This is a genomic window from Paenibacillus sp. PCH8 (assembly GCF_002968835.1).
GTDB lineage: Bacteria > Bacillota > Bacilli > Paenibacillales > Paenibacillaceae > Paenibacillus.
This window is the reverse complement of record NZ_PKQK01000001.1, coordinates 2309214-2332651: the sequence shown is the minus strand read 5'-3', so window position 1 is coordinate 2332651 and position 23438 is coordinate 2309214. Positions and strand designations below refer to the sequence as shown.

General features: G+C 47.9%; 21 protein-coding genes and 1 pseudogene. 5 read left to right on the top strand and 17 right to left on the bottom strand.

Going from position 1 to position 23438, the window contains the following annotated elements; all coding sequences use genetic code 11:
• Positions 1-647 precede the first annotated feature (647 nt).
• The 3 genes from C0Q44_RS10040 to xylA all read right to left on the bottom strand — a co-directional run bounded on the left by C0Q44_RS10040 (position 648) and on the right by xylA (position 4863).
• Positions 648-1364: a glycosyltransferase family 2 protein gene (locus tag C0Q44_RS10040; protein ID WP_258166229.1), complete on the bottom strand. Its 717-nt coding sequence runs from the start codon at positions 1362-1364 to the stop codon at positions 648-650.
• A 240-nt stretch (positions 1365-1604) separates the two neighbouring features.
• Complete coding sequence (gene xylB / locus C0Q44_RS10035; protein ID WP_105407107.1) at positions 1605-3098, bottom strand: xylulokinase; 1494 nt, start codon at positions 3096-3098, stop codon at positions 1605-1607.
• Between the two features lie 448 nt (positions 3099-3546).
• Positions 3547-4863: a xylose isomerase gene (gene xylA / locus C0Q44_RS10030; protein ID WP_105407106.1), complete on the bottom strand. Its 1317-nt coding sequence runs from the start codon at positions 4861-4863 to the stop codon at positions 3547-3549.
• Positions 4864-5060: 197 nt separating this feature from the next.
• Between xylA and C0Q44_RS10025 the strand changes: the two genes are divergently transcribed.
• On the top strand, positions 5061-6227 hold the full coding sequence (locus C0Q44_RS10025; protein ID WP_105407105.1) for an ROK family transcriptional regulator: 1167 nt from the start codon (positions 5061-5063) through the stop codon (positions 6225-6227).
• Between the two features lie 145 nt (positions 6228-6372).
• On the top strand, positions 6373-6570 hold the full coding sequence (locus tag C0Q44_RS10020; RefSeq protein ID WP_017692236.1) for a hypothetical protein: 198 nt from the start codon (positions 6373-6375) through the stop codon (positions 6568-6570).
• Between the two features lie 164 nt (positions 6571-6734).
• Here the strand turns inward: C0Q44_RS10020 and C0Q44_RS10015 are convergent, their stop codons facing one another.
• Together C0Q44_RS10015 and trxB are read right to left on the bottom strand one after the other, a co-directional pair.
• Complete coding sequence (locus C0Q44_RS10015; protein WP_105407104.1) at positions 6735-6965, bottom strand: glutaredoxin family protein; 231 nt, start codon at positions 6963-6965, stop codon at positions 6735-6737.
• An 86-nt stretch (positions 6966-7051) separates the two neighbouring features.
• Entirely contained in the window at positions 7052-7993 is a 942-nt protein-coding gene (gene trxB / locus C0Q44_RS10010) for a thioredoxin-disulfide reductase (protein WP_105407103.1), read from the bottom strand.
• Between the two features lie 256 nt (positions 7994-8249).
• Here trxB and C0Q44_RS10005 point away from each other — a divergent pair, with 256 nt between their 5' ends.
• Positions 8250-8981: a ZIP family metal transporter gene (locus C0Q44_RS10005; protein WP_105407102.1), complete on the top strand. Its 732-nt coding sequence runs from the start codon at positions 8250-8252 to the stop codon at positions 8979-8981.
• 179 nt (positions 8982-9160) lie between these two features.
• Here C0Q44_RS10005 and C0Q44_RS10000 read toward each other — a convergent pair whose 3' ends face one another.
• Positions 9161-9970: an alpha/beta fold hydrolase gene (locus C0Q44_RS10000; RefSeq protein WP_105407101.1), complete on the bottom strand. Its 810-nt coding sequence runs from the start codon at positions 9968-9970 to the stop codon at positions 9161-9163.
• A 156-nt stretch (positions 9971-10126) separates the two neighbouring features.
• A complete protein-coding gene (locus C0Q44_RS09995; RefSeq protein WP_105407100.1) occupies positions 10127-12157 on the bottom strand; it encodes a heavy metal translocating P-type ATPase in 2031 nt (676 codons plus the stop codon).
• Between the two features lie 38 nt (positions 12158-12195).
• Here C0Q44_RS09995 and C0Q44_RS30860 point away from each other — a divergent pair, with 38 nt between their 5' ends.
• Positions 12196-12324, top strand: a complete 129-nt coding sequence (locus C0Q44_RS30860) for a hypothetical protein (protein ID WP_258166227.1) — start codon at positions 12196-12198, stop codon at positions 12322-12324.
• 202 nt (positions 12325-12526) lie between these two features.
• Here the strand turns inward: C0Q44_RS30860 and C0Q44_RS09990 are convergent, their stop codons facing one another.
• The 5 genes from C0Q44_RS09990 to kduI all read right to left on the bottom strand — a co-directional run bounded on the left by C0Q44_RS09990 (position 12527) and on the right by kduI (position 17531).
• Complete coding sequence (locus C0Q44_RS09990) at positions 12527-13834, bottom strand: homocysteine synthase (protein ID WP_105407099.1); 1308 nt, start codon at positions 13832-13834, stop codon at positions 12527-12529.
• A 298-nt stretch (positions 13835-14132) separates the two neighbouring features.
• On the bottom strand, positions 14133-14978 hold the full coding sequence (locus tag C0Q44_RS09985; RefSeq protein ID WP_105407098.1) for a sugar phosphate isomerase/epimerase family protein: 846 nt from the start codon (positions 14976-14978) through the stop codon (positions 14133-14135).
• Between the two features lie 36 nt (positions 14979-15014).
• Entirely contained in the window at positions 15015-15767 is a 753-nt protein-coding gene (gene kduD / locus C0Q44_RS09980) for a 2-dehydro-3-deoxy-D-gluconate 5-dehydrogenase KduD (RefSeq protein WP_105407097.1), read from the bottom strand.
• A gap of 78 nt (positions 15768-15845) precedes the next feature.
• Positions 15846-16604, bottom strand: a complete 759-nt coding sequence (locus tag C0Q44_RS09975) for a DeoR/GlpR family DNA-binding transcription regulator (protein WP_105407096.1) — start codon at positions 16602-16604, stop codon at positions 15846-15848.
• A gap of 87 nt (positions 16605-16691) precedes the next feature.
• Positions 16692-17531 (bottom strand): 5-dehydro-4-deoxy-D-glucuronate isomerase, encoded by an 840-nt coding sequence (kduI, locus tag C0Q44_RS09970; RefSeq protein ID WP_105407095.1) that lies wholly within the window; start codon positions 17529-17531, stop codon positions 16692-16694.
• A 197-nt stretch (positions 17532-17728) separates the two neighbouring features.
• On the opposite strand from kduI, the gene C0Q44_RS09965 reads away from it, so the two are divergent.
• Entirely contained in the window at positions 17729-18622 is an 894-nt protein-coding gene (locus C0Q44_RS09965; protein WP_181150921.1) for a MaoC family dehydratase, read from the top strand.
• Here C0Q44_RS09965 and C0Q44_RS09960 read toward each other — a convergent pair.
• From C0Q44_RS09960 to C0Q44_RS09940, 5 genes and pseudogenes are all read right to left on the bottom strand, one after another.
• A pseudogene (locus C0Q44_RS09960) lies at positions 18619-19787 on the bottom strand (acyl-CoA dehydrogenase family protein). The gene C0Q44_RS09965 and the pseudogene C0Q44_RS09960 sit on opposite strands and share 4 nt — an antisense overlap.
• Positions 19788-19841: 54 nt before the next feature.
• Entirely contained in the window at positions 19842-20327 is a 486-nt protein-coding gene (locus tag C0Q44_RS09955; RefSeq protein WP_105407093.1) for a hypothetical protein, read from the bottom strand.
• Positions 20324-20977 (bottom strand): glycosyltransferase family 2 protein, encoded by a 654-nt coding sequence (locus tag C0Q44_RS09950; RefSeq protein ID WP_181150920.1) that lies wholly within the window; start codon positions 20975-20977, stop codon positions 20324-20326. Before C0Q44_RS09950 ends, C0Q44_RS09955 begins: the two co-directional genes overlap by 4 nt.
• The gene (locus tag C0Q44_RS09945; RefSeq protein ID WP_105407091.1) at positions 20967-22199 is read right to left on the bottom strand and encodes a sugar efflux transporter; all 1233 of its coding nucleotides are present in this window, start codon (positions 22197-22199) and stop codon (positions 20967-20969) included. The genes C0Q44_RS09950 and C0Q44_RS09945 overlap by 11 nt, the downstream gene beginning before the upstream one ends.
• Before the next feature lie 18 nt (positions 22200-22217).
• The gene (locus C0Q44_RS09940) at positions 22218-23426 is read right to left on the bottom strand and encodes a glycosyltransferase (RefSeq protein ID WP_181150919.1); all 1209 of its coding nucleotides are present in this window, start codon (positions 23424-23426) and stop codon (positions 22218-22220) included.
• Positions 23427-23438 lie beyond the last annotated feature (12 nt).

The following is a 23438-nucleotide window of genomic DNA, read 5'->3' as shown; positions in this document are numbered from 1 at the left end:
GGATATAATATCTTTGCCGCTCGATACAAGTTGCTCCAGCGTCCGCGGGTGCAGAACCAGATCGGAATCAATCAGGAAGACCGCATCGTACTTATGGTCGCGCGCATATTGCAAAATGTTATTTTTCAAACCGGCTACACGCCAAATCTGCTCATCTTGCCAATAATGGCCTCCCTCATCCTTGGTGTATACTCCCTTTTGGTTAACGGGGTCCCCGGATTGCTCATCCGCATGAATCACAGTACCTTTATGCTGAAGCACGTATTCACGGAGCATATTCGACGCGGCTTCTTCTTCGTTATCGTCTACAAAAAGATAATCCGTCTTCACTGTGGTTCGTTCCAGCGCATTCAGGGAATTCAGAAATTCACGAAGCACCGCTGCGGTCTGCCGAACAGGGCTGGCAATCAGGATTCTTTCCAGGATAGACTCCTGAAGATCTGCACCCTCAGGGGTTTCTTCGAATATCGAATGTTCAGTGGACAACCGATTGTCTTCCTTTTCGGATTCCGAATGATTCCGAGATGGCTGTTTTTTTTCAACTTTAGACTTCAGTTCTGCTTGAGACTTCAGTTCTGCTTGAGGATTGGATTCTCCTTCAGATTTGCGTATCTGGTCTTTCCTCAACGTTGTTCACTCCCCTCTCCCTAATCGGACCATGACAACAGACGTGGCTCTGCATCCAATATCGATTCATACTGTTCTTTCCAACCGTATCTTGCGTCAGGGTCCAGTGCCTGATATCTCACGTATTTGCGGATACGGTCTTCTTCTCTAGCCCAACCGTAGTGCTTCACCCGGGGAGCATGACAACCATAGGACATATGTTGAATCGTTAACGGGAAACGGCCGCAATGCTGGGGGATCTCCTTCCACTCATAGCTCATCTCCGGGTTGTATCGAATCAAAAAGGGTCGATAATAGGCATGAGCTTGCCAGAATTCATCTTCCCGGTACTGTGTCTCACTCCACATATCATACAATCTGAAATAGATTGCATCTTCCTGTCCTTGAAGCAACTGATCCCGCGCAGAACCAAAATCAGAGGTCAGAATCTCATCCGCGTCCAGATTCAAAATCCACTCTGGTCCCGTTGCTACCGTTTCCTCCCATTGCTGTTTTCTCAGGCTTACCTCGTCAGCAAAACGTGATGCAGTATTCTGCACCAATACGAGTGGAATACCGTCCAGAAGTTCCCGGCACATCGCAACCGTACCGTCCGTACTTCCGTCATCAATAATTACAGCACGATCAATCCATGGACGATGCGTCTCCAGAGCCTGCCTGAGATATCGGCTCTCCTCATTGCGAACGATCATCGACAAGGTGATCTGTGGTCTTCCTGACTCCTTAGGTTCATCCAAAGCTTCACCCCCAGCTAAACATTAATCAGCTGAACCACTGAATCTGTCACATACTGAACATAGGTCTGACCGGATCAAGACCCTCTATATCCAATGTATGCAAGCCCGGATTATGGTTATGTCAGACGTTCGAACCCTTTGACGATGTTCATCCCGTTTTCTTTGGGGCATCTTGAGAACTTAATTGCAGACAACAAAAAAGCACCCGCTTTCGCGGATGCTCTGACTCTGAATATTAGATTAACGATATGCTGCCAACCGATCATTCAGGCTGCGTGTCTGTCCGTAGACATCCTGATAGATTGCAAACAGATCATCGTACACCGCGACCGTTTCCGGGTTAGGTGCATAGGATTTAGCTGGGCGAATGAACGCCGTTGCACATTCCTGCAAGGTTGGGAACCAGCCACAGCCATAAGCAGCCAGCATCGCCGCACCCATCGCAGGCCCCTGTTCACTCTCCAGCTTCACAATGGTGGCATTGAATACATCCGCCTGCATTTGCAACCAGGCTTCATTTTTGGCACCGCCGCCAATGGAAATGACTTCATTGACCGTTTTACCTGCGCCGCGCAGAATATCAATGGACTCACGCAGGGAGAACGTAATGCCCTCCATCACCGCACGTCCAAAGTGCTCCAGCTTGTGCCCGGCATCCATGCCGATAAAGCTGCCACGAATATTCGCATCCGGGTGAGGCGTACGCTCCCCAACGATATAAGGTGTAAATAGTAACCCGTTGCTGCCCACCGGAACCTGATCAATGCCCTGCAAAAGTACATCAAATGATTTGTCCGCTGCAAACGTATCCTTGAACCAGGACAGGCTGTATCCTGCCGCAAGAGTTACCCCCATAATATAGAAAGCATCTTTCTCCCCATGGTTAAAAAAGTGAACTTTGCCTTCGAAATCGAGGTCCTTGCGTTCTTCGTAAGAAAGGACAACCCCGGACGTTCCGATGCTGCACATCGTCTGCCCTTCACTCAGAATGCCTGCACCAATGGCTCCGCAGGCATTATCCGCACCGCCGGCGAATACTTTGGTTGCAGCGGCAAGACCCGTTTGATCCGCAATCTCAGGCAGCAGTGTGCCTACTTCTTCAAATGACTCCACTAGACGTGGGCAGAGTGAAGTTGGCAGTTCGAATGCCTCCGCAATCTCCGTACTCCACTGTTTGCCTGCAACGTCCAGCAGTAAGGTACCCGCTGCATCCGAATAATCCATGGCATAATCCCCTGTCAGGCGATAACGCACATAGTCCTTAGGTAACAGGAACAAAGCTGATTGTTGCAATAGTTCTGGTTCATTCTCCTGTACCCACAGAATCTTAGGCAAGGTAAACCCTTCAAGAGCACGGTTACGGGCAATACTTAACAGCTTGCCATCTAGCACTTTCTCGATACGACGGCACTGAGCTGTTGTGCGTGTATCATTCCACAAGATTGCATTCCGCAGCGGTTTACCTTCGGCATCTACCAAGACCAGTCCGTGCATCTGGCCGGAGAAGCTCAACCCTTCGATTTCCGAAGGTTGCACGCCAGACACTTCCAGCAATTTGCGAAGGGACACAATCGTCTGCTCTACCCAATCCTCTGGATTTTGTTCACTGTAGCCAGCCTTGGGTTGGTAGAGCGGATATGACTCCGATGCTTCAAACGCCACTTTTCCTTCACGGTTAACCAGCACGGTTTTGACTGCGCTTGTTCCTAGATCGACACCAATTACGTAACTCATAGGTTAACTCCTCTCGTTTGTAACAGGATTGTATAAATGAAACTCTTGATGCTCATATGGTCACTCCGTGATCAGAAAACCCTTGGATCGCCGTTACCCCCGGATTTCCTTTAATCCCTTGAGAAGGGAGAAATCCTTTAATGAAACCTCTCAATTGAACATGTAACCACTCCGTGATCAGAGAACATTCAGGTCTTTCTGCTCACTTCGTTCAGCATGCAAATTAGTCATTTATATCAAAAATTTAAAAACCGCGTTATTTGTTTAACCAAAAAACCGTCCCGTCTTCCCAAGGGAAAGTCGGGGACGGTCCGAATGTCATGCTTGTTCAGGCGTTCCATGGTACAAGCTGGTCTTGCATAGTGCAGGCCGAAGATTTATTTCAGCCACACCCGAGTAATCTCAGGTAGGCTGGTATCCCTTCATCCTGGACTTTGCTTAACTTCTATTAGTCAGCCAGAATGTACTGGTTGAGTTTGGCTCTAAGCAATTCCTGACGTCCGGATTGGTTTTTGCGTGGGCTTTCGTTGTTCAGCGCATACTCGGCAAGGGAAGCGAGTGTTGCTTTACCTGCAACCACATCTGCACCGATACCTTCGCTGAAGCTGCTGTAACGTTGCTCGATGAATTCATCGAATACACGATCTTCGATCAATTTTGAAGCTACTTTCAGACCTTTAGCATACGTGTCCATACCTGCAATGTGTGCGAGGAACAGATCGTCTGCTTCGAAGGAACCACGACGTACTTTTGCGTCAAAGTTCACACCACCACGGCCGATCCCGCCGTTTTTCAATACTTCATACATCGTTAATGTAGCATCGTACATATCAACCGGGAACTCATCCGTATCCCAACCGATTAGCATATCGCCTTGGTTCGCATCGAGGGAACCGAGCATACCGTTTGTGCGAGCAACGCGGATTTCGTGATCGAATGTGTGACCAGCCAGTGTAGCATGGTTCGCTTCCAGGTTAAGTTTGAAGTGTTTGTCCAAACCGTATTTTTGCAAGAAAGCAATGGACGTTGCTGCATCATAGTCATATTGGTGTTTCGTTGGCTCTTTCGGTTTAGGCTCGATCAGGAATTGTGCATCGAAGCCAATTTCCTTCGCGTAGTCTACAGCCATGTGGAACATGCGAGCAATATTGTCTTGCTCCAGTTGCATGTCCGTGTTCAACAATGTGTCGTAACCTTCACGACCACCCCAGAAGACATAGTTTTCAGCGCCCAGGCGTTTACCCACTTCCAGACCTTTCTTGATCTGTGCTGCAGCATGAGCATACACGTCTGCGTTACACGTGGAAGCTGCACCAAACATGAAGCGTGGGTTCGAGAACATGTTCGCCGTGTTCCAGAGCAGTTTTTTACCGCTGGATTTCATATGATCTTCAATAAGACCAACGATGGTGTCGATGTTGCTGTAGAATTCACGCAAGTTGTTGCCTTCTGGTGCGATGTCCACATCGTGGAAACAGAAGTATGGAAGATTCATTTTTTCCAAAAATTCAAATGCCGCTTCCACGCGTACTTTCGCAAGGTCCAGACCGGAGTATTTATCCCAAGAACGAACAGCTGTCTCTGCACCGAACGGGTCACTGCCGCCTGCAGTTAATGTATGCCAGTAAGCCATGCCGAAACGGAAATGTTCTTCCATTGATTTGCCGTCTACCAGTTCTTCCGGATTATAATGTTTAAAAGCAAATGGATTCTTGGAATCTTTTCCTTCGAATGCAATTTTATTAACGGATTCAAAATAGGCCATGTAAAATGCCTCCTCAATAGTTTTAAGAAATCGTTTACAACGTTATCCTAACACATCAATTTTACTTTGTCTATTGGTTAAACAAAGTTAAAAATAAATTTTTTTTGTTCGTTTGTTTACGCTATAATAGTCCAATAGCTTGCGTACGGATTCGGGTCAGAACCCTTTTAACAGAAGAATAGGAGTGCCTTAATGATATGAAAATTACCGGAGACCAGATGCTGGTCAAGAAAATAAACAAGTCAATTGTGCTTGATACGATTCGCCGTCATGCCCCCCTCTCTCGCGCGCGGGTATCTGAGGTCACGGGACTTAACAAAGCAACCGTATCGAATCTGGTTGCTGATCTGATCAATGATGAACTGGTGCAGGAGATTGGCCCTGGAGAATCCAGCGGCGGACGCAAACCTCTTATGTTGCTGTTTCGAGGCACATCGGGATATGCAGTAGGGTTGGAGCTTAGTGTGACACACTTAAAGGGTGTCCTTACCGATCTGGAAGGTCATATCGTCACCGAGTATGCCGTTAAGCTGGAACATCATGACGTGCCCTCTGTACTTGAACAGTTAAAACTGGCCGCAGACCATCTCATTCATGCAGCCCCTCCCTCCCCTCATGGAGTCATCGGTATAGGGATCGGGGTGCCTGGCATGGTCGATGAGGAAGGAACGGTCCTCTTTGCACCCAATCTGGGGTGGGAGAAGGTCGCGCTGCGCTCGATGCTTGAAGAAGAGTTTGAGCTACCTGTAACCATTGATAATGAAGCCAATGCCGGTGCCCATGGAGAGTTGAATTTTGGAGCAGGCATCGATGTTCGACATATGATCTATATCAGTGCGGGCATGGGTATTGGTTCAGGCATCATGGTAGATGGTGAATTATATAAAGGAGCGTGGGGTTACGCCGGAGAAACAGGCCACATGTCCATTGAAGCGGAAGGTCTGCCTTGCTCCTGCGGTAACCGTGGCTGCTGGGAGTTATATGCATCCGAAAAAGCATATGAACATCCGGAGCATCAGCTGCACTTACCGGCACATACAACCCGAGAGTTGATTCCTTATGCGGAGCAAGGCCACGAAGCCGTTCGGGGATTATATGAGACGATCGGGCGCAAACTGGGGATTGGCATCACCAATATTGTAAACAGTTTCAACCCGGAACGCATTATCATCGGTGGGCCACTCTCCGAAGCTGGTCCCTGGATTGAAGCAGCGTTAAAACAAGTTGTCGAGGAACGTACATTGCCCTACCATCGCCGGAGTCTGCAGATTGAATGGGCGGCTCTGGGGAGCCGTTCCACCCGAGTGGGTGCTGCTTACACCGCAATTTCCCAGTTTCTAGGAAAAATAAGGGTTTCCGTCTAATAACAGAAGAAAATTGACATCAATTCGCCCCATTTCCTCCCTTTTTGTTAAAGAAATCCAGATGTATAATGGGGTTATGTGATTTTTATCATGGCTGCGTGAATGCTGCCGTGTTATTCCGAACACGAAACGGAGTGAAAACTCGTTGACCTACGTAGATACTTCAGATATCTCGGCGCAAATGTTTGTCACCGTACTCCTGTTCCTGATCGTGCTTGCGCCCCTGTTCAGCCTTGGCATACTCCGACTGTTCCAGAGCAAAAAGAAGGCTGGTTTCATGTACATGCTGTCAGGTTTGCTGGTGTATGTTGTATTTCAGACCTTTATGAGTATTTTTTTCTAGCCTCTCATAGCTCTCTAATGCAGACTCAATGATGCACAAAAAACCGTACCCGATCGGGTACGGTTCTTTCTATATCCTAACGGCTCGCGAAAACCGGAATTGCATATGAATCGAATCTTTCATTCCTACATTCATCATATGATGCTCCAGATAATCAGCCTAATTTACGCGTCTAAAGCTTTGGCGAATTGCGTTTTGTTCATACCCAGAATGCGGTGTTCACCAATCACTGTCAAAGGCACGGCACGTACACCCATGTCCCATACTTGTTGTGCGAATTCATCGCTAGTTTCGATGTTGCGCTCTTCATAAGCGATGCCTTTGTCAGCCAAGAAAGTTTTTACCGATTTGCAGTTCGGGCAGTTGGTTGATGTGTACAGAATTACGTTTTCCATGTTGTATTCACCTCATATTTAGTATAGTTCATCGTAATTATCTATTATTTATCGAAGCGTTGGATGAAGGATAGCCGTTCATTCCATTACAGAACGACTGCGCTATGCTCCAGACTCTCGATATATTTCTCTGTATCCATTGCAGCCATACATCCGCTACCTGCAGCTGTAATCGCTTGTTTGTAACGTGTATCCTGAACGTCGCCACATGCGAATACGCCTGGGATGTTCGTTTCAGATGTACCTGGTGTCGTCAAAATATAACCATGCTCATCCGTTGTAACTTGTCCGCCGAGGAATCCAGTGTTCGGTGTGTGACCGATCGCTACGAATACGCCACTTGCCGAAATCACTTCTTCTTCGCCTGTTTCATTGTTCAACACTTTCAATCCTGTCACGCCGTTGTCGCCAGCGAGAACTTCGAGTGGAGTGCGGTTCAAAGCCATCTCTACTTTTTCGTTGCTACGTGCACGATCTTGCATGATTTTGGAGCCGCGCAATTCTTCACGACGGTGAACCAGCGTTACTTTGGAACCGAAACGGGACAGGAAGCTTGCTTCTTCAAGAGCAGAGTCGCCACCGCCAATAACAATAATTTCTTTGTTACGGAAGAAGAATCCATCACATGTTGCACATGTGCTGACACCACGGCCCACATTGCTCTCTTCACCAGGAATACCGAGGTATTTAGCAGTTGCACCTGTAGACAGGATCAAGGTTTCTGCTACGAGTTCCCCCATGCCTTCAACCTGAATTTTGAAAGGACGCTCGCTCATGTCGATGTTATTCACCCAGCCTGTGCGGAATTCAGCACCGAAACGCTCTGCTTGTTTACGCATGTTGTCCATCAGTTCAGGACCCATAATGCCATCAGGGAAACCTGGGAAGTTCTCCACTTCCGTAGTTGTTGTCAGTTGACCACCAGGTTGTGGGCCTTCAATAACGAGTGGGCTCAAGTTGGCACGTGCCAGATAGATTGCTGCTGTCAGCCCTGCAGGGCCTGTTCCAATAATAATTGATTTATACATGTATAGTTCCTCCCCCGGCTTCTGCAAAAAGGTTGGGCCCTCCGGCATCAAAAGCTTATGCTTTTGCATACACTAGAACGAAAAGCCTACATCATGTCCACAAAACCTGCCTGTGAAATGACAATAGCCCTATGCAGAAACGGAATTCTAATTTATAATCATTCTAATCTGTTGTTCATTATGATCTCTTTTATGTACGGTGTCAATGCTCGGCAGCGATTATGAAGAAGTCTTCATCAGGAGGGAAAATGGAAGCATGAACGATGCACTCATTGGCAGTTTTATATCAGCCATGTCTACTGGCCTGGGGGCCATACCGATTCTATTTATGCGCAAAATATCGCACCGTCTGCGTGATATCTTGCTGGCATACGCCGCGGGTATTATGACCTCAGCCTCCGTGTATAATCTTATCCCGGAGGCGCTGGGGCAATCGAACCTTTTTGTACTCGCATTCGGCATTATGCTTGGCAGCCTGGTTCTACTGGTGCTGGAGATGAAGATTCCACACGTCGATCTGGAGAATCCCGAGAAGATGCCTTTCAAAATTGAAGCCAAAGCCTTCATGATTATTGCAGCCATCACCATGCATAACCTGCCAGAAGGGTTATCGGTGGGAGTCAGCTACGCAAGTTCGGATGAGAATCTGGGCAATCTCATTGCCTTCTCCATCGGATTGCAGAATGCACCGGAAGGATTCCTCGTGGCCCTTTTCCTGGTGAATCAGAACATCGGTCGCTTTAAGGCACTCGGAATTGCCACCCTGACTGGAGCCGTAGAGATTATTACAGCTATGATCGGTTATACATTAAGTAGTCTGGTAGCTGGCCTTGTCCCTTATGGTCTTGCTTTTGCAGCGGGTGCAATGATGTTCATCGTCTATAAGGAATTGATTCCCGAGAGTCACGGCGACGGCAATGCACGTGTGGCGACCATGTCCTTTTTACTCGGTCTCATTACAATGATTGGTCTGACGGAGCTGTTCTGACCACAGAAAGCATACTTACAAAGCATTACATTACCTTTTCTTCAGTACTACTCATAGTACAACATTAAGAACCCGAGCGAACAGCCAATAGCTGCCGAGCGGGTTCTTTGTTTCGACATAAATGAAGATTCCATGAAATCAGTGAAATTGCATGTAAAGAGCGTTGTACCCCTACATGATCAGGATTGAATGAATCGAATCAGTTCCGCGTTGAATTTCTCCAATTCATCATAGAATGCCCCGTGACCACTCTCTTCAAAAGCGATCAATTTCGAGCCAGCGATGCCTGCATGCATCTGCTCGGCGAATTCGAACGGACAGATCTCATCCTTTTTCCCGTGTAAAATGGCGGTTGGCACCTGGATCGCACTCAGGTCCCCTCGCAAGTCCTCATCCCGCAGAGCAATCGCACTGCGAATGGTACCATAGGATGAAGCCTCCATGCCCAGCGCATGGAACCAATCCATGAATGGCTGGCTGTGCTTCTTGGCGAAGAACATGCCGCCAAATGTCTCCAGTAACTTCGGACGATCTGCGAAGATCGGCTCGATAATCTGCTCGTTCAGCTGATCCGGAGTCAATCCGTATGGATATCCTTCACGCTGTGTGAATACAGGTGCTGCCGCAGACAGCAATGCCAGCTTCGATATCCCATGACCTTTGTGGCGAGCCATATAATGGACTGCAATTGCTCCACCCATGGAGAATCCTGCGAGCACTGCGTCACTCAGTTCGAGATCATCAATAACGGCGCGAACATCATCAGCCATACGATCATAATCATATCCGGTGGAAGGCTTATCCGATAAGCCGTATCCTCTGAAATCAATTGCAATAGCACGAATACCATGGTTCGGCAATACATTTAATTGATATTCAAACATTTTATAATTAACAGGCCAGCCGTGCAAAAAGATGACCGGTGTTCCCTCACCCATATCTTCAACATATACTTTCACATTTGGTTCCACTTGTACGAAACGTCCCATCGTTCACAGCTCCCTTATCATCAGAGTTCATTAAGTTATTCATCAATACGCTCTTGAAGAATCATCTCTTCGAATCATTACCCTCTGACCCAGGGTCCAAACGTTGCATCCCATCGGGTTCCTGCCACAATCGAGACATTCCTTCATCCATTCTAATTAACGTAGTAGCCTGAGCCCATTCAGAATAACCAGAATCGTACTACCTTCATGACCTACCACACCCAGAGGCAACGCTACGTCCTGGAGAAAGTTCCCTGCAATTAGGGCCAGAATAACCGTAATCGCAAAACACATATTCTGCTTCACGGTACGCTGTGCTCGTCGAGCCTGACCAATCACCCATGCAATCTCTTCAATGTTATCATTCATCAGCACCGCATCGGCAACCTCCAGTGCAGTCCCGCTTCCCGACAAGCCCATGCCCATACCCACCGTGGCTGCTGCAAGTGCAGGTGCATCATTGACGCCATCCCCTACCATCAACACGTGACCATACTTTTTCCGGAGCGCTTGTACCTGTTTCACTTTATCTTCAGGCAGCAAGTCCGCATAGACCAAGCTTACGCCTGTTTCACGCGCGATCACAGCAGCTGATCTGGCTCGATCACCTGTTAACATCGCTACTTTTACACCCATGGCTTCTAGCTGTTTCACTGCCGCTGCCGCCTGTGGCCGAACCGTGTCTCGCATGGCAATCAGTCCAACGATTTCACCATCCGCCATAACAACGGATACCGTTTTGCCTTCCCCCTCCAGACTTGAGCGCACATCCTTCCACACAGACAGAGGGGATTCCATAAAATCAGGGGCACTCGGTCCATCCAGATTCTCGTTTCCGTTTCCGTGAACGGGTTTATCGTTATCCAGCTGCACCGGTTCCATTACAGTTGTTTTGCCAATACTCCAGACTACGCCGCTAACCATTCCTTCAATGCCCCATCCTGTCAGTGCCTGCACTTGCTCCGCTTCTTGAAGTGTAATGTTTTCCTTATTGGCCTGATCTACGATGGCCCGAGCCAGCGGATGCATCGACAGGTTCTCAATCGCCGCTATCGCTGATAATAACGGGGTCCGATCCATATGTTCAGCTGTTATAATATCCGTCACTTGCGGTGTGCCCATGGTCAGTGTACCTGTTTTATCAAAAGCAACAACTCGCGTCTGGGCAATGTTCTCCATGTGAGCACCACCCTTAAAGAGAATACCTCGGCGGGCACTGCTCGACATCGCGGACAACATCACAGGCATGATGGATGAGACTAATGCACAAGGCGAAGCAACGACCAGGAATACCATAGCTTTATAGAAAGCCTCATTCCATGTCCAGCCGAGTAGTAACGGTGTCCCTACGATAACAAGTACTGTCACACCCACAACAATCCGTGCGTAAATCCCTTCGAATCGCTCCATAAATCGTTGTGAATTCGGTACTTCTGCCTGCGCCTCCTCCACTAGCTTAATGATTTTGCCAAACAGGGACCCTTCCGCAGATTTCGTGACCTCCACGTACAGTGCACCCTCTCCATTTACCGTACCCGCGTAGACTTCATCCCCCGCAACTTTATCCACTGGCAGGGATTCCCCGGTGATGGACGCCTGATTGATAAAAGAATTACCCCGGTATACCACACCATCGGCAGGGATCAGTTCTCCCGGTTTGACCAACAACAGATCACCCGGCTTCAGATCATCGATAGCTACAAGATTCATCTGTCCATCCTCAATACGCAGTGCAGTCTCCGGCTTGAGTGCCAGCAGTGATGAGATATCCTTATGACTGCGCTCTGTCGCATAACTTTCCAACGCACCACTGAGTGCAAAAATGAAGATCAGCATCGCACCTTCATTCCAGTAACCAATCGTTGCTGCACCAAGGGATGCGGCAACCATCAGCAAATTCACATCCAGATCGCGGTCTTTGACCAATGTATGGATGCCTTCCTTTGCTTTGGTCCAACCGCCCACGGCATAAGCAACAATATAGAGCATGATAGACAATGTAGCATAATAGGGTGCAGTTCCCCATGCAGTCAGCATTAGAAATCCACTGCCCAAGGCAGCTTGCATTTCTTTATTCTGCATCATAGCGCGATAATGGGGCTTGCGTCCCCGATTTGGGCCTGGTGTATGGGATGACCGCTGTTCCGCCTTTTTCTGTCTGTGTAGAGGTTGATGTATCGCTTGCATATGAATCACGATCCTTTCGAATTGCAGGATGACGGATTGTGAGACTGCTCAATTCCGATCCTGTTAGTGAAGTTGTATTGAGAATGAGAGCCATTGTTAGTGCCCTAAAAATGACACATGCTGCTGCGGGATTCCCGCAGCAGCATGGTTTGTTCATGATTTTCTAATGATTTCGAATGAGAATGATAATCATTTTTGTGCTTGTGCAATTATTTTTACCCAATACAACATTTAATTTATTATATGCCCGCTCTTCTCGTTTGTACATGGGTATTTTCTTAAATGAACAGCCAAAGGATAAACGTTAATTCCATATAAAATCAAAAGCCGCCAGTCCCTTGGGACGGCGGCTTCCTGAATACTTATTTTCTAAACACTTACACTCGCTTGCTGACTTGCTTTGATGGCCTGCTCCAGATCATAGAGGATGTCCTGAATATTCTCTGTACCAATGGACAGTCGAATCAATTCCGGATTCACCCCTGCGGCCGTTCGCTCCTCGTCAGACAACTGCGCGTGTGTAGTGCTGGCTGGATGAATAATCAGTGACTTGGAATCACCTACGTTGGCAAGGTGAGAGAACAATTGTACGCTCTCAATCAGTTTGCGTCCTGCATCTACGCCACCCTTAATACCAAACGTTAGAATTGCACCTTGTCCTCTTGGCAGATACTTCTGCGCCAGCTCATAAGATGGATGACTTGGAAGACCAGCATAACTCACCCACAGCACATCCTCCTGCTTCTCCAAGTACTCCGCAACCGCAAGAGCATTGGTGCTATGACGTTCCACGCGAAGGTGCAATGTCTCCAGACCTTGCAGCAACAGCCATGAGTTAAATGGTGAGATCGCCGCGCCCAGATCACGCAGCAGTTGTACCCGAGCTTTGATAATATAAGCAATGGGTCCAACCGCTTCCGTATATACAACACCGTTATAACTGGAATCCGGCTCTGTCAATCCAGGGAACTTGCCACTTGCTTTCCAGTCAAATTTTCCGCTATCCACGATAACCCCGCCAATGGATGTACCGTGACCACCGATGAATTTTGTTGCAGAATGAACCACGATATCTGCTCCATGTTCAATCGGGCGAAGCAAGTAAGGGCTCGGGAATGTATTATCCACAATCAGAGGAATCCCGTGTTCATGGGCAATTGCTGCCACTGCTTCGATATCAAGCACGTTACCTTGCGGGTTACCGATTGTTTCGGCGTACAATGCTTTTGTTTTGTCCGTAATCGCAGCCCGAAAATTTTCAGGATCACTGGAATCTACAAACTTCACATCCAGACCCAGTTTCGGCAGCGTTGTCGAGAATAGATTGTACGTACCCCCGTATATACTCGCCGCAGACACAATTTCATCTCCTGCACCGGCAATGTTCAGAAGAGAGAACGTAATGGCAGCCTGACCTGAAGCCGTTGCCAGTGCTCCTGCTCCACCTTCCAGAGCCGCAACCCGCTGCTCAAACACATCGGTCGTCGGATTCATCAGACGGGTATAGATGTTGCCAAACTCTTTCAAACCAAACAGATTAGCGGCATGCTCCGTATCCCGGAATCCATAGGACGTTGTCTGGTACAAGGGCACAGCCCTTGCGTGTGTTGTTGGGTCGATCTCCTGGCCTGCATGAATTGCTAATGTCTCAAATGAAAGCTCACGTTCGTTTGACATAAATCTGAATCCTCCCTTGATATATGCATTCTCGATATCATTCCTGGCGTTCCTGATGTCTTTTCTTGGTGGCGTATGTTTTCCATATTCTCTCACAAGATGTCGCTTTTGAAAAGAGTTATTTCCGATTTTTCCGATAAGAAATATTAAATATGTACATTTCAGCGTTTCTGTACCAAAAAAACCTTTGCCCCCGCAAAGGTTTTTTGGTATCGCATAGCGTACCGCTTTTAATATCATCCTGATTATCAGCCTAAGTACCAGATTGATTACGTGACAGACATTGATTCAGCTCACTTTAGACGCGTACAGCATCCCATACCTCTCGCAGATGCTTGGCGGCAGGCACAGCTTCCTCCGCTGTTACGCCTTCCAGAGAAATGTCAATGTGTGGTTTATACGTCTTGAGCAATTCGAAAAACAGCGGATAATCCAGAATACCTGCTCCAGGCACAGGATTAAATTTCTCTCCTTGCGCATTGAAGGCCACATCCTTCGCATGAATGACGATGATCCGCTGATAGAGCTTCTCCATCACCTCGCGCAGAAATGCACCTTGATCTGCGATATGCGGATGCTTGATCAGATTACACGGATCGAACAGCATGCCCAGGTTGGATGACGGAATCTCTTCAAACAGACGTGTCATATGTTCATGCGTATGAAGGGTATGGGTCGATACCGGTTCAATTGCCGCATGTACGCCCCATTTTTCGGCTTCCTCTGTCAGCTCTTCAAGCGTCTCTTTCAGGACGCTCCAAGATTTCTCTTCATAAGCGTCTGGATGGGTATCCCGATACGTAGTCCGCTCCCCGGTTTCCGTTGCAACCATGCTACAGCCGAAATCCCGGGCATACCGCAGATGTTCCTTGAAACGATTAATGTCCGCACGTCGGCTCACAGGATCAGGATCAATCGGATTAATGTAACAGCCAAGCACCGCAATCTTCACCCCACGCTGTGCAAATTGATCGCCAATCTCATTCGCCAGGCCCGGGCTCAGTTTGCCGTTCGCCGAATCTACATCCGACAACGCTTTGGCAAGGGCCAACTGTACGGAATTAAATCCGTTATCCGCAATCGTCTGCGCCAGTTGCGCCGTAGGCTGTTGGCCAAACGTATGTGCCAGAACTCCAAGTTTCATGTCACTGCCTCCTTCTGCATATCTGATCCCGAATGGTTATCGTGCCATCCATCCGCCATCGACATTAAGTACGTGACCGTTCAGATAATCCGAAGCCGACGAGGCGAGGAAGACAACTGGGCCTTTCAAATCTTCCGGCGTTCCCCAACGTCCGGCAGGAATACGCGCTGTAATATCCCGATAACGGTTCTCGTCCGCGCGAATTTGAGTTGTATTATCCGTCTCCATGTAACCTGGCGCAATTCCGTTAATCTGAATGCCCTTGCCTGCCCATTCATTGGCAAGTGCCTTCGTCAACCCGGCAACGGCATGTTTACTGGCAGTGTAGCCTGGTACATTAATGCCACCCTGATAAGACAGCATCGATGCAATATTAATGATTTTACCGCTTCCGCGTTCGATCATATGTCTGCCAGCCAGTTGGCTCAGGAAAAATACAGTGTTGAGATTAAGGCCGATGACATCATGCCAATCCTGATGTCCATGGTCAGCCGCCGGGGTACGGCGAATGATACCTGCATTGTTGACTAGTATATCAATTCTGCCCTGATATGCCAGTGCCTTTTCAAACACAGCCGGCAATTCGTCTTCACGGCTCAGATCTGCTTCAATGATATAAGCCTTGCGCCCCAGCGCTTCAATAGCACTTGCTGTTTCCGCTGGTTTAGAATAAGAGACCAGTACAACATCAGCACCCGCCTCCGCGAGACCAATCGCCATTCCTTGTCCGAGTCCTCCCGAAGTCCCTGTAACCATTGCAACTTGTCCGCTTAAATCAAATGAGTTCATGAATAATTCCTCCGCATGGTTTGATATGCAAACAACTTCATCCGTTCATTTCTTTAATCCCGTTAATGATTAATGAAATTAACTTTGGTAATCCACTGTCACACCGCTTTGCTTGTACAAGGCAGCCGTCTCTGCATCCAGACGGCTGTCACTGATAATGTAATCCAGTTCAGAGCACTGTGCGAATGTACGCAGGGCAAATTGCCCGAATTTGTAGTGATCCACCACACCGAATACCTGCTGCGTGGCAGAGATCATCGCTCTCTTCAACGGAACCAGGTCTCCTGTGTAGATCGACAGTCCGAATTCCGGATGAAGCGCCGTCGTTGATATGAAAGCCTTATGAATGTTAAGCCCAGCGATGAACGCTGCCGTATCCTCACCCACAAGCATATTCCGCACACGGGCTCCACCGGGCACAACCAGTCGCACCTGCTCCTTCTTGGTCAGCTCTGCAATGATAAACAAGTCGTTGGTTACCACCGTTAATGGCTGATTCTCCAATCGTTTCGCCATCTCCAGCGTGGTGCTTCCACCGTCAAGTGCAACGATTTCTCCAGGCCGAATATAGGCAAGCGCCCGTTCCGCAATCTCTATCTTCTCCGACTGACGCTTCTCCATAACACCACGGCTATTCAAGATGCCATACTGGTCATTCTGCGCCAGCATGGCTCCACCATGGACACGTACGAGCAATCCCATGCTTTCAAGCTTATCGAGATCCTCTCGTACGGTTTTGCCTGTCACCTGCAACAGCTCACTCAGATCACTCACAGTGACTTCTTGACGCTCCAGCAGAGCCTCCATAATTTTTTCATGTCGTTTCAATGGATTCATCTAATCAACTTCCTATACATCTGAATGAGATTGAATATATTCTCGTTTCACCGTGCATTCACTTCAATATCAGATGACTGTAATATATTATTTCAGGTCTTTCATCGCTACGCCGTCCATATCCTCGAACGTTTGGTTCTCTCCCGCCATTGCCCAGCAGAACGTGTAATTGCTTGTTCCTACACCACTGTGAATGGACCAGCTCGGAGAAATGATCGCCTGACGATCACGTACCACCAGATGGCGTGTTTCGTTCGGTTCACCCATCATATGGAATACTACGCTGTCTTCAGGCATGTTCCAGTACAAGTATACTTCCGAACGGCGGTTATGTGTATGTGCAGGCATCGTGTTCCACATGTTACCCTTGTTCAGCTCCGTAATCCCCATCACAAGTTGACAGCTCTTAATGCCACCTTCACCTTGGTGAATGTACCGGTAGATTGTACGCTCGTTCGAGCTTTCAATGCTGCCGAGGTGATTCGGCTGAGCTTGTTCTTGGGTTGCTTTTACCGTCGGATAAGTATGATGTGCAGGTGTGGATACAAAGTAGAACTGCGCAGGCTCATCCGTGCCATTGCTCTTGAATACAACTTCCTTGACCCCTTTACCAATGTAGAGGCATTCCTTCGCCCCAATCTCGAACCCTTGTCCATCCGCTGTCACCGTACCCTGACCACCAACGTTAATGATACCGATTTCACGGCGCTCCAGGAAAAAGTCCGTTCCGATATCTTTCAGATTCACTTCAAGTGCAATGTCCTTGCTTTGAGTAACAGCTGTTCCAACGATATAACGATCCACATGAGAGTAGACCGTCACCAATTCATCCTTGGCAAACAATTGCTCCATGAGAAACTCCTCACGCAAACGAGCTGTATCGTAAGTTTTCACTTCATTAGGGTGTGCTGCATAACGGTTTTCCATCTTTAATCCATTCCTTTCGTCTTTTGAATTGAGTTTGGATTGCGTTTAAACATGTTCATATAAGTTCATTTTAGTTCATTATGTACCATTTGTGTACCTTTATTTTTGAAAAAGAAATTTCTGTGATAAAACGTTTATGATTCTAACTGCCTTCGATATAATACAAGACGTAGCCAGTCAAAGGAGAGATGCAAGCTATGGATTTCCAATCGTGGATCGGAGAATCTACTCCCCTCCAGAAGAGGATTATCACGACAGATCAGATTGTCCTGTTCGCGCAAGGCTTTCCAGAAGAATTTCGTCCCGACGCAAGATCCATTCCTCTCACCTTCCCGATGATATGGTGGCAACAGGTACACTTACCCTGGATGGACCTGCCTGGAAGAATTATGATTCATGGCCAACAATCTTTTACATATGAACGTAAACTGAAGTACGATGCAGAATTATTTTACCGGATTGAACTTGCGAACGTACGCGAAACAACTGGATCTCTGGGGAACATACATCTGCTTGATTGTACAATGACGGTTACGGACGTCCTGAAACAACCCGTACTCGTTGCTAACACCACATTAATACTTCTGGAACCGCCAGCGGTGCAGCCTTTGTTCTCCGAACTCGAACCTGTGTATCCGCAATATCCCTCGGAGATCTATTATCAATGGGATGGGAAGCACCGTCCCTCACCCGGTGAACCCCTGTTCAACGCTAGTCTTGGAACCGTAACCAGCCCTATGCTAGTTGCCTATGCAGCCGCATCGAGCGATAACAACGCAATTCATCTGGACGTTCTCAAAGCACATGAAGCAGGTGCACCTCGCCGAATTGCACAAGGTATGCTTATCGGTGGCATGATTGGAAACCGACTACAAGTGCTGGCGTTGGACAACTGGATTCTATGTGATATAAGATACCGATTTCGCTCACCCGTGATGGAGGGGGACGTCGTCCGTGTCCTCGTGAGTGTCATAAACACGGATAACCTCTCCCATCTGGAATGCAGTATCACAGTCTATGTTGAACATCGAGCGGGCGTTCCGTCTGACTTGCTGGCCTATGAAGGATCCGTTCGTTACATAGCCCGTTAATCCCACTCTCCAATTCGGACGTGACCCTTGAGCAGGTTGCGGGAAATAATCATGCGTTGAATCTCGTCTGTGCCCTCGAAGATTCTCCATACTCGCATTTCCCGATACCAGCGCTCAATCGGCAAGTCCTTCGAATATCCGATTCCGCCAAAAATCTGAAGGACCCGATCCACAATATCGTTTGCTCTACCCGCACCGTACAACTTGGACATCGTCGCATGATGCCTTGCATCCAACCCCTTTTCTACCCTCCAAGCGGTATATAATACCAGCCATTTCAAAGCCTCCAGCTCAACCGCAGAGTCGGCGATCATCCATTGGATGCTCTGCCGGCTTGCCAACTGCTCCCCAAATGTCGATCGTTCTTTAACGTAGTCAATGGCCATATGGATCAGTCTGCCAGATGCACCCACAGCAATAGCCGGAATCACCCAACGCCCTCGGCTGATCCACTGCATCGCTGTCGTTAATCCCTGTCCCTCTTCACCGAGCACATTCCCGTTGGGAACGAACACTTGGTTAAACGTAAGTACAGAAGGACTTTTATCCCCACCCATCGTAGGAATCGGCTCTGACGTCCACCCCATGTCCCGGTCCACCAGAAAACAAGTGATGCCTTTACCCGGCTCTGCCTGGACATCAGTCACTGCAAAAACAATCGCAAAATCCGCCTCGTTCCCGTTTGTGATAAATACTTTCTCTCCATCGAGTACCCAACCATCCGCCACACGCTCAGCCCTCATCTGAATTCGACTCGCATCGGAACCTGCTGAACGCTCCGTTATTGCAAAACAGGATTGTCTCTCGCCCGCAATAACGGGGAGCAAATACTTACTCTGCTGTGCCTTGTTGCAAAGGTATAGGATATTATCCGCTTCCCCCCGAAGACAAACGGAATACACGTGCGTCCTAGCTCCATTTTCAGGAGTGCACTAGTGACCGTTCCAAGATTTGCTCCCCCATACTGTTCTGGAGTCTCAATACCCCATAGACCCTGTTCTTTCGCCTTTTGTTGAAGCTCTCTAATCTGTCTAAGTTCGATCCCCGGTCTTCCCTCACGCTCGTTACGCAATAATTCAGGTTCCAACGGAATCAGCAGCTCATCGACAAAATGGCGTGCGGCGGATTGAATCTGCTTCTGTTGCTCTGTCAATTCAAAATTCATGTCAACCTCCCGTATAGAATGTCATCATTCTGGGCCACAACAGCTAATCCATGATCACTTGAAAATTTCATGTTTCACAATTCCCCTGAGCGCATACTGATGATACAACTCGATTAACTGATCTTCCGAAAGATGCTTGTAATACAAAACATCAAACTTTTCGTTAATACATTGGCACAAGATATCCAGGTCCGATGATGGTGTCTTATCTATAACCAACACTTCTCTATGCGCAGCTCCTGCCGAAATCGCCGGGAACAGTTCTGGACCCTCAGCATAGACAACAATGATGCTAACAGGTAATCGATCCCCTTCGTAACCTTGATGTGCTCTTACAACCTTCTCAAAGCGAATGTAACAATCCCACCATGATTTTCTAATCTCTGGATCAAAAAATTCCTTCAAGATGTTTTGCGCCTGTACTTCAAACATCGGATGGCATTCGAGGAAATAATCCAGATTGGTTTTCCAACCATCATAACGATGCTCATCAAACTCGGAAGGGTGAAAGATATGGAAGGTTAACGCTTTTTTGTTCAATACGAAACTTCCTCCATCTTGCTGTAGACGATAGCCAAGTTCACTGTCTTCCAGCCCCACCCTCGGAACCCTTCGTCAAACATGCCTGATCGGATCACTGCTTCTCTGTTTGCCGAGAAATTGCAACTGAAAGACAGATGCCACGCAGTGCGGAAGACGCTCCCATTCTCCGAAAAATGTTCCATGAGCTGAAATCGTTCATCTGCTTCTGACGATGCTACGGCAGCATGCTCCCATCCCGGATTGAACTGCGTCATCTCCATACTTTCTTCAGCTAAATATCTTCGAAACCCTACGACAAGTTTCCCTTCGGCCAGCTTGTGCACTCTCAGATGCTCATAAATAAATTCCGGTCCGGCGAGTTGATCTCCGTCAAGGAACACGACCACGTCTCCATTCGTAGTAGTAATCCCCTTGTTTCGTGCCGCTGCCCGACTTAATTGCGCTGTAGCAGGAATGTATTTATACCGTATAGGAAAATCATACATAAGTCCGCTAATCATCTCTCCCGTGCCGTCTATAGAGCCGTTATCAATAACGACCACTTCGAATTGATCGCCCTCATCCAAACGCTGTCGAGATAAGGAAGACAAACAGGCCTGCATCATTTCTTTCTGATTATGCGATAGAATAATTACACTAGCTTTCATACGTATCTCCTCCCACATGCCGGACCACCTTTTTATTTGCGCTCGGCACTAATAATAATACAAATCCCAGGAAGGCAAGTGCTGCCGAACAGGCAATCACGATCTTAAAACCGAAATAATTGCCGACTGCTCCAGCCAGTAATCCACCACCCATTGAACCAATGATGTTTGCATTGTTGTACAGCGTCGTTGCCGTGCCCGTCATCTTCGGAACCAGATCCTGAAAAAAAGTCATTCCAACTCCAAGCACAATCGCAATAAAAATAGCACTGAACATCTGGATTGCAATGATCTGCCATCCTGATTGGGTGAACCAAAATAGTGAAAAATAGGCGACTCCAAATAATCCTGCACATTTCATAACGGTGATACTACCGAACCTGTTGGCCAGTATTCCCAAAATGATCATGCAGGGGACCTGCAAGGCAGCGTTAACACCCGAGATCATGCCAACGTCCAGCTTCCCGCCTTGTAACTCCTGCGTAACATATAAGGGAGTTACAATAGCCCCCATCGTATTAGCCAACTCAAATGCCATAAAGGCAAGCAGTGAAAATACAATCTGCGGCGCCATCAGCAGGCGCTTGAAACTACGTGCCGATTCAGCTGATGATTCCGTCCCGACACCCGGTTCCCGACTCTCGTGTGCTCGAACCATCAGTACAAACATAGCGACGAGCATGTACATCAACGAAACGACCAGAAACAGGCCTGTGTACGAAAATCGGAAGATTATAAAAGACGCCATTACAGGACCAAGAACCCAGGCCAGAGACACTAGGGCTCGCAAGACAGCCATAACAACGGTGACATCTTCACTCGCCTCCCTCTCGACCACTTCTCTCGCAAGAGCAAACAACTGCGGAAAGGCCGAGAATGACAAGGCCATGAAAGTACAAGAAACCAGCATTAACACCATGTAACTGTCCGTATTTGCATAGAATACATAACCTACAGAGGCCGATCCACATGATCCAACAATGATCCACTTGCGCACAGGCATCTTATCGGACAATCGACTAAACAGCGTACTAATGATAATGCCGCTTAACGATCCACACGCCATAAAGATCCCTAATGATAAGGGGCTCATTCCTGCCTGTTCTACTCCGAATAAAGGCATGAACGGTAGCGTTAATCCGTATCCCAAACCAATTAAAAAAATGCACACGGATAATAAAAGCAAAGCCGGGCTTCTCATGACAACCAAAAGACTTTTCAATGGAACCTTGCCCCCTCTTTACAGCAACCGACGAATGAGTTCAGCAGCACGCTCGGCTCCTCCGTAATGTGAAGCACAGACGTTTTCCTTCAACGCCGCAGCCTTATCCATGTCTCCATTAGTCATCATTGCATGAACGGTTTCAGCTAAAGCAGATCCCGTAACCTCATCCGGGGACATTACTCGGCCACCGCCAACGTCCTGTAACCGCTTGGCATTGAACTCACGTTCTGCCCAAGTCGGAATGACCAACGACGGCGTGCCTGTTAAGATCGTCGTCATGCAACTCCCATGTCCGCCATGGTGAATCATGACATCGCTATGCTCGGCTGCCATGACTCCCGAGACATATGAGGTGAAGTGTACATTAGGGGGAACATCCACGCTGTCCCCTTCTAATGGATTAAAACCAGTAGCAATCAAAAGCTCCGTCGAAGTGTTACCGAGTGCTCTAACGGCTTCCCTGAAAATATGACCGCCACTCTCCACACCCCATTCCACCAGACGACTTGTATACACAAATACACGAGGCCGCCTGCCGTTGTTTGACTTCATCAACCAGTTCGCAGGCATTCCTGTTTCATTCGCATCTCTCCATACCACGGGACCGATATATTCAATTGGAATGGGCGACACTCCAAGCTGTACCGGATCAAAATTCGGTATGCTGGGAAGAAGGGCAAGGTCACCCGCCAGAAATGTGAGAATATCGTCCGTCTCAGGCAGCCCGTATTCAGCCAGCACTCCATTCAGCACCTTGGTGACATCCGGTATATCTCCATATGATCCAAAATTGAATGTAAAAGGAAGCCCCCCTGGAAGTGTGCTGGACTGATTCACAGAAACGAGGGGAATGTCCAGCTTACAGGCGATGAACGCTGCCGGGACACTTGAATCGGAAATAACAAGATCCGGTTTAAAGCCGATGGTTACCCGCAGACGGGCTTCAAGCTCATCTCGCATGTAATTAGAATCGGCGTACCCCATCATGGACAAAAAGTGATTCATATCCTTGAAGTTTGGATGGAACACTTGTCCCTTGGGAGCAGGAATATCTGGAATCGGAATACAGGTAAAGCCCATCTGTTCCATCGCAACCCCGGCATTTCCCCAGATTGTAAATGCCACCTCATGTCCCATCTCTCGTAACTTTAGCGCTATAGGAAGACAACGATTCACTCTCCCCATCCCAGCCATCATCCCGATAAAAATTCGTTTTTTCTTCAACAAAATTTCCTC

Excerpts from the sequence above, each read along its gene's own strand:
- C0Q44_RS10025 (WP_105407105.1), top strand. The coding sequence starts at position 5,061 with ATGAAAATTACCGGAGACCAGATGCTGGTCAAGAAAATAAACAAGTCA.
- C0Q44_RS09990 (WP_105407099.1), bottom strand. The coding sequence starts at position 13,834 with ATGTCAAACGAACGTGAGCTTTCATTTGAGACATTAGCAATTCATGCA.
- C0Q44_RS09985 (WP_105407098.1), bottom strand. The coding sequence starts at position 14,978 with ATGAAACTTGGAGTTCTGGCACATACGTTTGGCCAACAGCCTACGGCG.
- xylA (WP_105407106.1), bottom strand. The coding sequence starts at position 4,863 with ATGGCCTATTTTGAATCCGTTAATAAAATTGCATTCGAAGGAAAAGAT.
- C0Q44_RS09965 (WP_181150921.1), top strand. The coding sequence starts at position 17,729 with ATGGATTTCCAATCGTGGATCGGAGAATCTACTCCCCTCCAGAAGAGG.
- C0Q44_RS10005 (WP_105407102.1), top strand. The coding sequence starts at position 8,250 with ATGAACGATGCACTCATTGGCAGTTTTATATCAGCCATGTCTACTGGC.
- C0Q44_RS10000 (WP_105407101.1), bottom strand. The coding sequence starts at position 9,970 with ATGGGACGTTTCGTACAAGTGGAACCAAATGTGAAAGTATATGTTGAA.
- trxB (WP_105407103.1), bottom strand. The coding sequence starts at position 7,993 with ATGTATAAATCAATTATTATTGGAACAGGCCCTGCAGGGCTGACAGCA.
- kduD (WP_105407097.1), bottom strand. The coding sequence starts at position 15,767 with ATGAACTCATTTGATTTAAGCGGACAAGTTGCAATGGTTACAGGGACT.
- C0Q44_RS10015 (WP_105407104.1), bottom strand. The coding sequence starts at position 6,965 with ATGGAAAACGTAATTCTGTACACATCAACCAACTGCCCGAACTGCAAA.
- kduI (WP_105407095.1), bottom strand. The coding sequence starts at position 17,531 with ATGGAAAACCGTTATGCAGCACACCCTAATGAAGTGAAAACTTACGAT.
- xylB (WP_105407107.1), bottom strand. The coding sequence starts at position 3,098 with ATGAGTTACGTAATTGGTGTCGATCTAGGAACAAGCGCAGTCAAAACC.
- C0Q44_RS09950 (WP_181150920.1), bottom strand. The coding sequence starts at position 20,977 with ATGAAAGCTAGTGTAATTATTCTATCGCATAATCAGAAAGAAATGATG.
- C0Q44_RS09995 (WP_105407100.1), bottom strand. The coding sequence starts at position 12,157 with ATGCAAGCGATACATCAACCTCTACACAGACAGAAAAAGGCGGAACAG.
- C0Q44_RS09975 (WP_105407096.1), bottom strand. The coding sequence starts at position 16,604 with ATGAATCCATTGAAACGACATGAAAAAATTATGGAGGCTCTGCTGGAG.